13 protein-coding genes are annotated in these 14,194 nt (G+C 59.6%); 2 read left to right on the top strand and 11 right to left on the bottom strand.

Annotation, left to right across the window (positions count from 1 at the left end):
* The first annotated feature begins 268 nt into the window (after nucleotides 1-268).
* A complete protein-coding gene (locus VB144_13980) occupies nucleotides 269-1,678 on the top strand; it encodes a flavocytochrome c (GenBank protein MEA4884736.1) in 1,410 nt (469 codons plus the stop codon).
* A gap of 31 nt (nucleotides 1,679-1,709) precedes the next feature.
* Nucleotides 1,710-2,294 carry a cytochrome c3 family protein gene (locus tag VB144_13975; protein ID MEA4884735.1) on the top strand — a complete coding sequence of 195 codons (585 nt, stop codon included), beginning with the start codon at nucleotides 1,710-1,712 and terminating at the stop codon, nucleotides 2,292-2,294.
* A 211-nt stretch (nucleotides 2,295-2,505) separates the two neighbouring features.
* On the opposite strand, the gene VB144_13970 is transcribed toward VB144_13975, so the two are convergent.
* The 11 genes from VB144_13970 to VB144_13920 are packed head-to-tail and all read right to left on the bottom strand — an operon-like array spanning nucleotide 2,506 to nucleotide 14,122.
* Nucleotides 2,506-3,750: an alkaline phosphatase family protein gene (locus VB144_13970; GenBank protein ID MEA4884734.1), complete on the bottom strand. Its 1,245-nt coding sequence runs from the start codon at nucleotides 3,748-3,750 to the stop codon at nucleotides 2,506-2,508.
* 5 nt (nucleotides 3,751-3,755) lie between these two features.
* The gene (locus tag VB144_13965; protein MEA4884733.1) at nucleotides 3,756-4,271 is read right to left on the bottom strand and encodes a hypothetical protein; all 516 of its coding nucleotides are present in this window, start codon (nucleotides 4,269-4,271) and stop codon (nucleotides 3,756-3,758) included.
* Between the two features lie 31 nt (nucleotides 4,272-4,302).
* The gene (locus tag VB144_13960) at nucleotides 4,303-5,526 is read right to left on the bottom strand and encodes an MFS transporter (protein ID MEA4884732.1); all 1,224 of its coding nucleotides are present in this window, start codon (nucleotides 5,524-5,526) and stop codon (nucleotides 4,303-4,305) included.
* Nucleotides 5,527-5,540: 14 nt separating this feature from the next.
* A complete protein-coding gene (locus VB144_13955; GenBank protein ID MEA4884731.1) occupies nucleotides 5,541-7,013 on the bottom strand; it encodes an FGGY-family carbohydrate kinase in 1,473 nt (490 codons plus the stop codon).
* Complete coding sequence (locus VB144_13950) at nucleotides 7,006-8,040, bottom strand: alcohol dehydrogenase catalytic domain-containing protein (GenBank protein MEA4884730.1); 1,035 nt, start codon at nucleotides 8,038-8,040, stop codon at nucleotides 7,006-7,008. Before VB144_13950 ends, VB144_13955 begins: the two co-directional genes overlap by 8 nt.
* 2 nt (nucleotides 8,041-8,042) lie before the next feature.
* Nucleotides 8,043-8,795 carry a fructose-bisphosphate aldolase gene (locus VB144_13945; protein MEA4884729.1) on the bottom strand — a complete coding sequence of 251 codons (753 nt, stop codon included), beginning with the start codon at nucleotides 8,793-8,795 and terminating at the stop codon, nucleotides 8,043-8,045.
* Nucleotides 8,776-9,831: an ADP-ribosylglycohydrolase family protein gene (locus VB144_13940; GenBank protein MEA4884728.1), complete on the bottom strand. Its 1,056-nt coding sequence runs from the start codon at nucleotides 9,829-9,831 to the stop codon at nucleotides 8,776-8,778. Before VB144_13940 ends, VB144_13945 begins: the two co-directional genes overlap by 20 nt.
* Nucleotides 9,828-10,775 (bottom strand): carbohydrate kinase family protein, encoded by a 948-nt coding sequence (locus VB144_13935; GenBank protein ID MEA4884727.1) that lies wholly within the window; start codon nucleotides 10,773-10,775, stop codon nucleotides 9,828-9,830. The genes VB144_13940 and VB144_13935 overlap by 4 nt, the downstream gene beginning before the upstream one ends.
* Nucleotide 10,776: 1 nt before the next feature.
* Nucleotides 10,777-11,610: an energy-coupling factor transporter transmembrane component T gene (locus tag VB144_13930; GenBank protein ID MEA4884726.1), complete on the bottom strand. Its 834-nt coding sequence runs from the start codon at nucleotides 11,608-11,610 to the stop codon at nucleotides 10,777-10,779.
* Nucleotides 11,600-13,456, bottom strand: a complete 1,857-nt coding sequence (locus tag VB144_13925) for an energy-coupling factor transporter ATPase (protein MEA4884725.1) — start codon at nucleotides 13,454-13,456, stop codon at nucleotides 11,600-11,602. The genes VB144_13930 and VB144_13925 overlap by 11 nt, the downstream gene beginning before the upstream one ends.
* Before the next feature lie 48 nt (nucleotides 13,457-13,504).
* A complete protein-coding gene (locus VB144_13920) occupies nucleotides 13,505-14,122 on the bottom strand; it encodes an ECF transporter S component (protein MEA4884724.1) in 618 nt (205 codons plus the stop codon).
* Nucleotides 14,123-14,194: the final 72 nt, after the last annotated feature.

Here is a 14,194-nt window from a genome sequence, read left to right as displayed (position 1 = left end):
CAGCCTCCTGCGTATGTCATCGCTTCTGTATATATCCGTATGCCCTCAACTCGGGTCGAATTCGGGATTCTCCTCAGGCTAAAAGAATGTGAAATCCTTCGCGAACTTTGCAGGAAGCCACCGGTCGATGTCGAAATTTGTAATGCTGGTTACTTGCCTACATATTCCACCGTGCCGCGGACTCGTTCGAGTGTTGGTGCGCCACATCCGCGGCTTGTCGTGGCCCAAGAGCAAGCGACCAGATAATATAACAGGAGGTGCAGCCGAGATGACCAAGAGGATCATCGCAGTGATCGCAGCAGCCATCATGCTTCTGCCAGTGGTCAGCGCAGGTGTGCTGGCAACCCCGCGAATCGAGATGGCCGACGTAGTAGTGATCGGCGCCGGAGGAGCAGGCCTGAACGCGGCCGTGACAGCCGCCGACAACGGAGCGAAGGTTATCGTGCTTGAGAAGATGCCCGTCATCGGTGGGAACACCATTCTTCTGGGCGGCTTCTACAACAGCGCGGATCCCGAGCGCCAGGACAAGCAGGGGATCAAGGATTCGCCTGAGCTTCACATGCAGCAAACTCTCGCCGCAGGCGATAACCGCGCCAACCCAGCGCTAGTCAAAGTGCTATGTGAAAATGCTCTCGACGGTCTTCATTGGTATGAGTCACTGGGTATGAAGTTCGCGGATCAGGTGTTCCAGGGGTATGGAGCACTATACCCGCGCAGCCATCCCACAGTCCCGAACGAGCAGGGTCGCGGCTATATTCGAGTTCTGAACAACGCAGCCAAGAGCCGCAATATCCCCATCTATCTCAACACCCGTGCGACCGGCCTGATTCGCGACGGCAAGGATGGACGAGTGTACGGCGTGGCTGCAGTCGACAAATCCGGAAATGAGCGGATGTTCCTCTCGAAGACAGTAGTCATTGCCACCGGCGGATTCTCTGCCAATGTCGAGATGAGGTCGAAGTACGACCCCAGGTTCGATGCCTCCGTGGGAACCACCAACCATCCAGGCGCAACAGGCGATGGCATTATCATCGCACAGGAAATCGGAGCTGACGTGGTGGGCATGGACTACATCCAGTGCATCGCCGTTGCAGGCGGCCTCACCACACTCGACGTCGGCGCAATGGTCTACGTGAACACCAACGGCGACAGATTTGCCGATGAAGGCGCCCGCCGCGATGTCCTTACCGAAGCTGTTCTGCGGCAGCCAGGCAAGAAGTGCTGGGTCATCACCGACGAGATGTCGCAGAAGGCCTATGATGTCGACGCCATGGTCAAGCGCGGAGAGATCGTGAAGGCCGACTCCATCGAGGAACTTGCCAAGAAGTGCTCCCTCGATGTCGCCAAACTCACTGCCACCATGGATAGGTACAACAAGCTCGTTGAGAAGAAGGAAGATGAGGACTTCGGCAAGAAGGTCCTCGGGCAGACCATCTCCCATCCTCCGTTCTACGCCGGACTTGGCGAGCCGAGGGTGCACCACACCATGGGCGGCCTCAGGATAAACACCGACGCTCAGGTCCTAGATATCCACGGAAAGGTGATCCCTGGGCTCTACGCAGCCGGTGAGGTCACTGGTGGAATACACGGCACCAACAGAATCGGAGGCAACGCCATTCTCGATATCACTGTGTTCGGTCGCGTAGCAGGAAAGAACGCAGGGCTTGAGAGCAAATAGCAGTGGCACGGCCAGAACGGAGGTACACGCTTTGACCAAGAAGCCACATCTGCTCATGGTGCTACTAGTAACCGCGTTTGTCCTTGCAATGGGAGCAGTCGCCCTGGCGAAGAACGGGCTCCCCAGCACTGCCGATGTGCACGGGCAAATGGGGCTGGAGTGCGCAGCGTGTCATGGAACAGGCAAGCCAGGCGATGTCAGCATGGATGTATGCCTCGAGTGCCACGGCTCGTACGAGGAGCTTGCGAAGGCAACCTCGGGAACAGGCATGAACCCTCATGACTCGCACTATATCGATCTCGAGTGCAGCCTGTGCCATCACGGGCACACCGACAACGAGGACTTCTGCGCCGTCTGCCATGCCCCGATTACCACTGCAGACAAGCACATGGCCGCCGGAGTGGGCTGCAGTGCATGCCATGGCAAGAGCCCTGCCAAACGTGGCGAGGTCCCGATGGAGACCTGTCTGAGTTGCCACGGCCCATACGAGGAGCTTGCCAAGAAGACCGAGAGCAACCCCCGCAATCCGCATACGTCGCACTACGAGGACCTCGACTGCAACGTGTGCCACCACGGCCACTCGGTTGATGAGGACTTCTGCGCCCAGTGCCACTAGTGCACAGACGAAGCGCCAGTGGACATTGGCAGGTATGGCCATCAAGGTGAGCGGATAGCACGCGGACCGCCAGGGATCATCCCTGGCGGTCCGCGTACGCTGGGTAGGCGCCTGCTGGGTCGCCGTCTCTTGGGTCGCCACCTGCTATGTCCATCCAGTGTTCGATGTATGCTTGGAGAACTCGGTGTCGGCGCCAAGAACGGCATCGCCCCTATCGTTCGATGCCGAGCATACTCTCCACTATCCCTGCTATCTGAGTTACCGAGTTCACGCCCTTCAGGCTGACTCCAGCGGCCCTCGGTCCACAGAGCATGATGGGCACACGAACGTCGCTATCGATTGTGGTTCCGTGGCTTCCCAGAGTGTATTCCATGAACGCTTCCGACTCTATGAACATGTGGCCTCTCTGGGCCACTGCAATGAGCGGCGGGGTGCGCGGGTTATCTATGTGGAGCGCGACCCGCCTTTCCTTATCTTTCGGGCCAATGACCTCGGCCACACCTTCGGCGCCCGAAAGCGTCTGGACGAGCCCGTCGATGCCCTCTTCGGCCCAAACATACAGGACTCCCCCATCCAGGGTCACAAGGGCCTGCCCGCCGACGGCCGCGTCGACTATATCGTTGGCCAGGATCGGATTCACAACCCTTGTCATCCCGTGATCAGCAGTGACGAGCAGGCTCCAGTCTCCCGGACATGTCTCATCGAGAGTGCGCACAAGTCCGCTGATCCCCTCATCTATGGAGATGAGGGTCTGAAGGGTTTCCTCTGCAGGAGTGGGGCCGTACCTGTGCCCGAGCTTATCGAGGCTTCCGAGGTTAATGCCAACGAACGCCGGAGCACTGTCTTGCCTCAGGTAAGCCTCAGCAGCATTCAAGACCCATTGGTCGAGTCCACGATGCCAGCCCGAGAAATCCTGGTACTGCGTCGCCTTGTCAGGAGGAGGCCCGACGGTGTCGAGAACCCATTCCGGCACAGCATCTGGGCCCACTGAGGCATCGACGTCCTTAGAGAGCATCAGGCGAACATTTCCTTTGGCAGAGATCATCGCAGTCCTGAGGCCCACTGCGTGGGCGACCTCGAAAAGCGTACGTCCGGTTATGAGCGATGGAGAGTCAAACCGTCCGAGCTCGCCATCATCGCGCACGTACTCCTTTCCCGTCACCCCGTTCTCCTGAGGATAGCTGCCGGTGAAGATTGCACCGTGTCCAGCTGCGGTCGATGATGGGAACACTGTGTCGATGACGCTGAATCCGCACTCCGCCTGTTCTCGCATGGTCGTTAGGAACGAAGATTTCGGAAGGTCATCGAACGAGCGGGCGGGGCATCCATCTATCACGATCAGCACGATAGTTGGTGGATGCTGCCCCGCGCCGCGGGCGGCGCCACACACCGGCGCCGCCGCCACAAGCGCTATCAGCGCAGCGATGAGCAGTTTTGCTCCTCTATGCCTGATCATGGATACTACTTCACCTTCACTTCAAGGGTGACGACGAACCAGTTCCACTGCTCCTTATTGTAGGCTGCCTCAAGCTCCGGGAAGCCGGCATATGGAAATACAAGCTTAATGGGGCCGCCCAAGCCTGATCCAATTGCCTTCCCGCCATCCTGGGTCGCAAGCATGATCGGGTACTTCGCCAAGTCTTCAGCCTTTATCGTGACCTTCTTACCATCCTTTGCGATGGCAAGAATCTCGGAAGCGCTCTTGGAGGCGCCGACGTACTTGAGTATTTCAGAGATGAGCACTCCGCCGTATTTCTTGTTGCCAAGCCACGGGTCGCGAGTTTCGCAGATCTGGATCCCGACCTTCTCAAGCATCGCCATGTCGAACTCGAATCCCTTTTCGCAGTTCTTCTCATCGATAGGGCCTATCACCGTGAGTACGACCTTGCCTGTAGGAGCTGCAGGAGCAGCGAGACACATGGATCCCACGAGCATCAAGAGTGCACACAGCCCAATTGCCATTGCTAATCTGCGCATTTCTGTTCCTCCTCCTAATTGTCGTTTTCAACTAGATCTTCGCCGATTCCAGGTTCTTGCCAAGCTCCTCCCGAGGACAACCACCTCCCCTTGCACCACGTGCCGAAAGCCCCTGCTGGAGCAGGAGCAACCCGCCAACTGCGGTGATCCCCGCGGCGGCGTAGAACGGACCGCCCTGGGAAACCGAGTACATCAGCCCTCCAAGGTACGGACCTGCCACCGACACTCCAGACATCGCCAGATTGAAGAGGGCGAAAGCCTTGCCATCAGCGCGGTCTCCGAGCACCTCTCCAACTCCGGCCAGTACGACTCCCTGCCCAGCCATGAAGCCCCCGAGTAGGAACAGGGAGGCCACAGTGGCGGCGCTCGCCGAGAATGCGACGAAGCATAGAAGGGCCACGACGAACACCAGCAGGTTTCCACCCACAGCCACGAGGGCGCCGCGGCGATCCGCCGCTCTGCCCACACCCACTGTGATCAGCGTCTGCCCCAATGACATTATCGATCCTAACGCGCCAACAATCCCGACACTGTTCCTGCGCGCATCCGTGAGATACTGAGGCACAAGCGGCTGCACCATGTAGTAGGCGAAAGCACACACGGAATAGCACACTAGAAATGCCACGAATCTCCTGTTCCTAAGCGAGCCGAAGAAGTCGCCTCGGCCGCTGGCTTTGCTCAAGGCGCCGCGCTCGGGCTCTGGCGGCAGGAGGCTCACAACGCCCGATGCAATTAGGAAGAATGCACACGACAACAGGAAGACGCCGCGAACGCCCCATACAGAAGACAGGTATCCGCCCACTGCAGGGCTCGCTATCATCCCTGCGGCAAACGCCGCGTTTATCACTCCGAACGTCATGCCTGACTCCCCATCGCGGGCGCATGACTGGGAATATGCGTTTAGAGCCGGATACCCCATCATGGAGCCAGAGTAGATGGCGATGCCTAGTGCAGCCATTCGGTAGTCCTTTGCAACGTAGTAGAGAATGACCGAAGGCGCCCCTGCAAGCCACGACAGGAATATCACCTTTCGCCGGTCGCACCTATCCGCAAGAATGCCCCCGGGTATACACGAGGCCGCCATCGCTGCCATTGATACTGAGAAAACGAATCCAACCTGCGCCGGGCTACACCCTATGGAGCGCAAGTGAACCGGCAGCACGTAGGCATGCAGGCCGTACCCGAATCCCCAGAGGAACATGCCCAGAGCTATGAGCCGTATTCCACGGGGTATGCGCGCAGTTCGCAATTTCACCCATCGAACCCCCATCACACTCGCGAGAGGTCACAATTCTCGCGCCACATCTCTTCAAGTCCCTTTTCGGTCCTGCAGTAGGCCGCATAGCCCCTGCGATAATCCCCAATCGCCGAATCACGCGGCTCGAACCTCTCGTCCTGGCGCACCAACGCCCGAACGGCCTCCCTGGCGTCGGTGAACTCCCCCGCGGCAATACCCGCTAGCATAATGGCGCCGAGGAGCGCTCCGTCTCGGACAGCCATCCTTGCGACTGGAGCCTCCATTACGTCAGCTTTCATCTGAAGCCAACCCTCGTGCTTGGCGCCAGACCCCACTGCCCTGAACTCTGCAACACCAAGAGACGGCGCGCACACCTGCAAGCTTTCTCGAGCCGCGTATGCGCAGCCTTCCAGCACCGCCCGGAGCATATCGAACCGATTGTGCCCCGGACGCAGCCCAACGAACGCCCCCGCAGCGCCAGGGCTACTCCTCGGGCTACGCTCGCCTATCAGGTGAGGTATGAATGTGAGCCCTGCCGCCCCTGGCGCTGAGCGCTGGAGGGCCTCAGCCACAGTGTGACTCCAGTCCCTTGAATCCTTGAACGCCTCTGGGAACAACACCGACATGGCCCACGACAGTGCTCCGCCAGTGAACGAGATCGGCGTGACGCTGAGCCGGACTCCGGGGATCACATGCTCCACTGTGGGCAGGTCTGCGCAATCCGGCGCCACCGCGGATATGCATGTGGACGTTCCAGTGGATTCGCAGGCGATTCCGGGCTCGATGGCGCCTACGCCTAAAGCCTCCACAAACGCGTCAATCCCGCCTGCCGCAGCCGGAATCCCTTCGGGCAAGCCTGCCTCTTGAGCAAACCTGCCGCTCACTCTCCCTATGGGCTGCCACGATTCCACGACTCTTGGAAACCCATCGGCGCAACGCGAAAACCACGCCATGCACGAGGCGGCAGATGAGTCGATGCATGCCTCCCCTGTTAGTCGAAGCCCGATGAAATCCTTGGGCTGCAGAAAGGTCGCTGGTGCAGGTGCGCAGGGCGCCGCACTTGCCTCGCAAGCTAGGTGCGACAGAATCCACAGCGCAGTCCCTTCGAACGACGGCCCATGGTTCTCGGATGGAGCGCCCTGCGAGCCACAGGCGGCAGCGGCAAGGGAATCGCTCGCTGCCACGTCCCGACCTGGCCTCTCATCCATCCACGTGATCACGTTGCACAGCGGCTTCCCGTTGCTATCGACTGCGAGAAGAGACGGCCCATGCCCCGAAAGCCCTATGCCCTTGATGCTCTGCGGGTCCTGGCCGTACAAAACCTGCCTCAGGCAGGCCGTCGCCGCATTCCACAGAACATGCGGATCCTGCTCGGCGCCACCGCCGGGGAGTCGGAGGACCTCGGCCGGGCCATAGGCGGCCCGAAAGCCCCCGTCGTTGCGCCAGATCCCGGCCTTCACTGTGGATGTCCCGATGTCTATGCCCACGAAGGCGGCATCACTCATCGCCGTCCACCTTCAGAAGGATCTTCAGGCCCTCACCAGAACCAGCTGTCTCCAGGGCCGTTCGGGCGTCATTTATAGCGTACTCGTGTGTTATCAGGCCGCTGGAATGAACGCCTCCGGAAGCCAACATGGCCAGCGCCGTTCTGAAGTGGTACGGTGTGAAACCGAAACTGCCAGTGAGGGTTACCTCGTCATAGTGCAGACGCTTTGAGTCGATGGCCAGTTCCGAGCCGCTGGGAAGCCCTCCGAAGATGTTGACTAGGCCTCCCTGCCTCACCGAGTCCATTCCCACCTTCACCGCATCGGCAGTGCCTACGCATATGAACACGATGTCGGCGCCTTCCCCGTCGGTGTGATCCCGGATCCATGCAGGCACATCCGAATCCAAGGGACTGGCGACAATGGCCCCGCGCTGTTCCGCCTCGGATCTCCGCCACTCGTTCGGCTCGCTAACAAGCACCCGCGATGCCCCCACGGCTTTACACAGCTCCAGCATGAGCAGGCCCATGGGCCCGGATCCTATGATGAGCACCGTGTCGCCCAGGCTAACTCGCGAATCTGTGACAGCATTCACACAACATGCCAGTGGTTCGCTGAGGCATGCGACCCGTGGATCCATACCCGGCGGCACTTTGCACGTTCCCTTTTGAAGCACGCCTGCCGGCGCCCTGACGTACTCTGCGAATGCGCCGTCTATCCAATCCTTGTGTCTGCACAGCTCGTGCCGATCATGACTGCACAGGGTGCAGCTGTAGCATGGCACATAGGGCGCCACCGCCACGACATCACCGACCCTGATGTCGGTGGTCGAAAGTGGCTCCTTCATCTCCACGATCTTGCCCACAACCTCGTGTCCAAGAACGCAGGGAGGGGGGAACATGTGATGACCGCGCAGATATGTCTTCACGTCTGTTCCGCACACACCGCAGAAACCCACCTTAAGGAGGGCATCTCCTGGCTGCAGTACAGGATCGTCAATGCTCTCGACCCTCAGGTCCCGCGGTCCGTGGTACACTGCCGCTTTCAAGCTCAGCGCACCTCCCCGGCGGGATTCCCGTGTACAATCTGTCGCAGCTCGCGCACCTTGGCCTCGGGATTCGGCGCCTGGAACACGTTACGGCCGAACGCTATTCCAGCCGCTCCGCAGGCCATCGCTCGAGCCACCACAATATCCGGATCCTCCACCTTCGGGCCGCCGGCAATCACGAGCGGCACTCGACAAGCCCGGATTATGTCCGCAAAACCCTCGGGCGTAAAGTAGGTCTTTATCACGTCCGCCCCAAGCTCGTACCCAACTCTCGCGCATACAGATATCCACTCTGGGTCGAAGTTGTGGTCAGGATCGCAAGGTATCACCTCTGCAAGAACTGGAATCCCCAGGGCATGGGCATCAGACACCACATCTCCCATTATCTCGAACATCTCTTGCTCCTGTTCTGATCCAACAAGCACCATGACGCAGACGGCGTCGGCGCCGATCGCACAGGCCTCGCTGACACTGCACACAAGTGTGTGGAAACCAGGATTTGGGCTGTATTTCGTTGCGCCGCCGGTCACCCTGACGATCAATCCTGTCTTCCCCGCGTAGGCGTTCCACTCGCTTTTCGCAAGGCCGGGATTCACAAGAATTGCATCTGCGCCTCCCGCCACTACCTTGCCGACTGCTGAAGCGGGATCCTCTATTCCTGCTACAGGTCCCATGAACCCGCCATAATCCAGCGGACAGATGACTGCCTTGCCATCTCTGAAAATCCTTCGTAACCTAACATCCACACCCGTCATGTTGGGGTCTCCTTTCTCTTACAGCAACAAGAACATCGGCGAGCCGCTGGAAATCCAGACGGTTGACCCTCTCAACAGCTGTCGTCCACTCTGCGGGGAACCGCCCAATGCCCGAGAAGCCCCCGGTTATCGCTGCGACTATCGAAGCCAGAGTGTCGGCATCCCCGCCCATGTTCACGGCCGAGATCGTTGCTTTGCAGCAGTCGGCCTGGTGCAGCCTTACAATCCCGATGGCAGTAGCGACAAGTTCGGTGGGAAGCATCCCAACGCCAACGATGCTGTAGAGGCCATCCAGAGCCTCCGTTTCCCCGCCGCTCTCCTCCACAATCCGCAGCGCGAGCCTGATGCGGGCGGCTACCGTTGCCCCGGCCCATTTCACCCCGCGGCTCTCGCCGTATTCCGCACCGAATAGGGCTGCGCTGATGATCTCATCAACTGAGCCGGCCACTACCGCGGCAGCGACCGCGCAGGCAACCGCGCAGGCCCCGCCGATGGCTATGCTCACGCCGTGGGTGGGAAGGCAGGACATGACGCATTCCTGCGCCGCCGACTCCAAATCTCCGGCATTCACGATGCCAATCGGGGCGACTCGCATGGCGGCGCCCACGGTATCCCCTGACGAACCCGTAGTGCGTGGATCCTCCCCGGCCTGGAGCCTCTCCAAGGCTCGCCTGGAGCTTGGACCGAGCACTGATGAGCTGAAGGCGTCGCATTCGTCCGCCCATTTCAGATATGCCCCTGCCGCGATTTCCGGGGTTATCGTTCCGTGTTCATCGAGGGCATCGATGATGGCAAGGGTCTGCTCTGTGTCGTCGGTAATCCTGGCCGCCCCCATCCCAGCGTGGATGTGGTCGGGGCGCGGAGCGACGAAACGATCAAGCCTGCCGTATATCGCCCGTATCTCCTGGCGCGTCATGAACTCCACTGGCATGCCCATCGCATCGCCGATCGCCACTCCTGCCACACAGCCCGCAACCCGGTCCGGGTCGAGGATGGGCCGAACGCCGTGGGTGCGTTTACAAGCATCGCCTGTCACACGCCATCACCGCCTTCAACCAGATGTGTTCCGAGGAACGCATCCAACTCCTTGCGGGTTGGCAGCGCCTCTCGCGCGCCGACTCGGGAAATGGCGATGGCAGCCATGGCATTGCCTCGAACGAGGCATTCCTGCACCAGACGACCTTCGATCAGCCCGGCCGCGAACCCAGCTGCAAACGAGTCTCCCGCTCCCGTAGTATCGACAGGCTGAACTCGGAAGGCGTCCACGCGCCAGGGATCATGGGGAGCTTCCCCACCATAGCACTCTGATCCCGCACTGCCCAGGGTGACCACCACATTCCTTGCGCCCTGATTCAGCAGACAAATCGCGCCATCGCGGGGCTTTTCGAAGGAGGTGATCGCCCTGAGTTCACCACGGGAGACAAGCACATAGTCTGCCTTCCCCAGCAGGTCGAGCAGTACGTCCGGCTCAATCCACGACGTGGCGCCCCCTGGCCCATATGCCACTATCGCCCCGCAGGAACGCGCCTGTGAGATCGCCCTCTGGGCCACAGCGGGAAAGGCTTCGCCCACATATAGCAGGCCAACCCCGTCCATGATCGCGCTATCCAGCTCGTCGGGGGTTTCCAGCAAAGCCGTGCCGCCCAGCGAGTAGATGATCCTGTTGCCACTGTGGTCGACCACTATGATGGTCTGCGCCGTCCTTCCATCTGCCTCTGTCATGAGCCATTTGGTGTCGACGCCGTCGTGTTCAAAGGCAGCTCGAAGCGCATCCCCGTTCGCATCTGGCCCCACCTTCCCCACAAACCGAGCGCGAACGCCCAGGCGAGCAAGACCTGCGGCAATGTTCGCAGTCGATCCTCCGGGAAAGAGCCCTGGTTCGCCCGATGCGAAGACCATCTCATCTGCCAGCGGAAATCGATCAACTTGGAATATGAGGTCCATTGCTGCGGCGCCAAGGCAAACCACGGATCCCTTCACCCTACAGCGCCCCCATCTTCCACACGGCAAGGCACACGATGCTCGCAATCATGGCAAAGATCGAGCCCCACAGTGCAAGCCGGTCAGCCAGCGTCATTCTGTATGGTCTGATGAAAGTGAACTTCTTGCTGCAGCCGAACGCCCTCGATTCCATGGCCAGAGCCATGGTGTCCGCCATCGATAGGGCATTGGCGAACAGCGGAAACACGACGTTGGAGGTCTTCCTGACCTTCTGAGTCAGGGTCCCCTGTTCGAAATCGACTCCTCTGGACCTATGCGCGTCCATTAAGGTTCGCATCTGAGTCTGGACCACAGGTATGAATTTCCATGCAGTGGACATGACGAACCCGACCTGGTACGGCACGAACGGGACGCGCGCAATTATCTGGACTATCTCCGATGGCGACGTGAGATACCCGAAAATGGCCACTACTACGAGGACTACAGACACTTTGAGCGCCATTCCGATACCGTATAGGAATCCGCCGATTCGAACTGCGCCCGCAGGGCCGATGCCGGGAATCCAGCCTGGAATGATGTGAAACAGCACCCTGGTCGGGTCCGCAATAGTCACGGTTTTCGGAACGTAGGTGGCGCCCTGAACAAGGGTGATGATTGCGGTAATCACAAGGATGAAGGAGAGCACTCCTTTCACCTTGGCCCACGGGAATTCCGCGAGGAAGCCGAACCCGATTATCGCCACGCACAACCCAACCAGGTAGATGGGGTTAGTCCAGATCACGCTGATGACAATGGCGGCGAGCATCCATGCGAACTTGGCCCTGGGGTCAAGCCGGTGCATCGGCGTGGACTTGCTCTCATACTCAACAATCACTTTCTGCACACCTCTCGGTCGCTTTCGATGAGCTTAGCAGTCTGTCCGCGGCCTCCTCAGGCGTGAGCAAGACCTGGCCCCATAGGGCATCCGAAAGATCCGCAATGGGCGGACGCCTCAGGCACGCGAGTGTCATCAGATCTGGCTGAGAGAACACTTCCCTGGGGCTGCCATCCCCGACGACCTTTCCGTTGGCCATCACGACGACTCTCCTCGCGTAGAGGCTCACCACGTTCATGTCATGGGTGATGATGATTACCGTCTTTCCGCGTTCCGTGCGCAGTCTGCTGAGATAATCGAGTATCTGAATAGACTCAACCCAGTCGAGGCCGGTTGTGGGCTCATCTACTATCAGGACTTTCGGATTCATGGCCACGACCGACGCAAGCGCAAGCCTCTGCCTTTCGCCCTTGGTGAGGTATTTTGGCCATACATCCCTGTACTTCGCGAGGCCGATGTCAGCCAGAATCTCCTCAACCGATTGATCAGTATCCTTCTGGTCCAGCCCGATGTTGCCAGGGCCGAATCTCAGCTCCTCTTCCACGCTGGTACAGAAGAGCTGCTCATCTGGGTTCTGGAACACGTATCCCACGACTCGGCACAGCTCAGTCGTGTGCATCTCCCGCGACGACCTGCCGAAGACGCGCACATCACCCGCGGTGGGCTTGAGCAGTCCGTTGAAGTGCCGGGTGAGGGTGGTTTTTCCGGCTCCGTTTTGCCCCACAATGGCCACGAAGTCGCCCTGGCTAATTACAAGATTAACGCCAGTGAGAGCAACAGCGCCCATGGGATACTTATACTGAACGTCGATCGCCTGGACGGCAGGGGTTTCCAAGGCATCCGACTTGTCTGGTTTGGCAGACGCGCCACGCGCGGCAGGCGCCGCGGGCCCGGACGGCTCCGCACGCGCGGCAGACTCGGAAGGCGCAGCAGACTCGGAAGGCGCAGCAGACTCGTGTGGCGCGGCAGACTCGTGTGGTCTCACGCCATGCGCGCCGACGGCCCTGCCGGTCCAGGCGCCCCTTCTCACCGTAGACACGGCCTCATCCAGAGTGAAGGGCGTCTCCTTGGCGCCAATCAGGCCGCCGAACTCGACCATCTGAGGAACACGGACTCCAGCCGCCCTCAGTTCGTCGACTCTGCTGAAAACCTCGCGCGGGCTTCCCGACAGTGCGAACTTGCCCGATCTCATAACGAATACCCTGTCCGCCAACTGCAGGATGTCGTCGACCTCCTGCTCTATCAGAACTACAGTTACGCCGAGTGCTTCCTTGAGCTTCTGTACAATCCCGAATACTCTGGCCTTTCCCTCCGGATCGAGCATCGACGTGGGTTCATCAAGGACCATGATCTTCGGAAGCATCGCGTATACTCCAGCGATCGCCGTTGCCTGTTTCTGCCCGCCCGATAGCCTGTGCGGAGCACGCTTCTCCAGGCCGGTGAGGCGCATCTCAGATACGGACGCGCTCACTCTGTCCATTATGCTTTCATAGTCCAGGCCGAGGTTGGACGGCCCGAAAGCCACATCCTCCTCAACAGTCATCCCAAAGAGCTGAGCATCGGGGTCGCCAAAGACCAGCCCGACCCTTGAGGCCATTCTGGCGGTGCCCACCTGTGACGGAACCATGCCGTCGACGCTCACTTCGCCGGTGAGGTTGCCCTCCGCGAACAAGGGCGCCGTACCGTTCAGAACACATGCAAGCGTGCTCTTCCCGGCGCCGGTAGGACCGAGGATAGCCACGCATTCACCCTGTTTCACATCGATTGAGACGCCGTCGAGAGCATGGCGTTTGAATCCTTTGTAGTTGAACGCGACATCCTTGAGTGAGATGATCGTAGCGGCCAAATGGAACACCTCTCGCCTTGATCTTCGCTGGGTTCTTCTAGGGGCTTGTCAGTCGACCGACTCGGGCCTCTTACGGTTCTGGGCGCCCTTGAGCGCCACAGCCACAGTCAACCCCACTATTGCGTTCACGGCAGATCCAATTATCTGTGAAGGCAAGAGGGCAATCATGAGTGTCGGCCCGACCATAATGGCCCATGGGCCGAGGCATGTCAGGGTGTTCACTATAGTGCCCACCACGATGGCAGCTACGATATTGACCTTCTTCGCAACAAACACTGCCAGGGTGACTGTGAGCGCCATTCCGGAAATGTACACAACTACCATTGGAAGCCAGCTTGCAAAGCCTCCTAGGGCGTTGGCAAGGAAGCATCCAATGGCGGCCACAGTAGCTCCAACGGGCCATCCGAAAAACGCAGCCGCGAAATAGCCTGCAGCTGCATCCAACGCAATTGTGGTGGCGGGACCCGGGATCTTGATCATTGCCCCTGCGCCTGATACAGCAGCTAGAATAGTCACGCGGGCGATTGTCCGCGTGTCCCAGGCAACTTTCTGCTCAGTAGGATACTGCTTCGTGAGAATGCTCCCGAAAAACCACATGAGCACCAAGTAACCAAGGGCTAGTGCATACGATACGCCTAATCCTAAGGCGCCCTGTCCGAGCGGCATATTTCGTTCCTCCTCTTGTAGAGATGACCTTATGGAGATGATAGTTCGCCGGGACCTGTGTCCGGCGCCTGC

This window comes from Clostridia bacterium (assembly GCA_034926675.1).
Classification (GTDB): Bacteria; Bacillota; DTU025; order DTU025; family DTU025; genus JAYFQW01.
The sequence above is the reverse complement of the archived record's forward strand: the minus strand, read 5'-3'. Positions and strand labels throughout refer to the sequence as shown.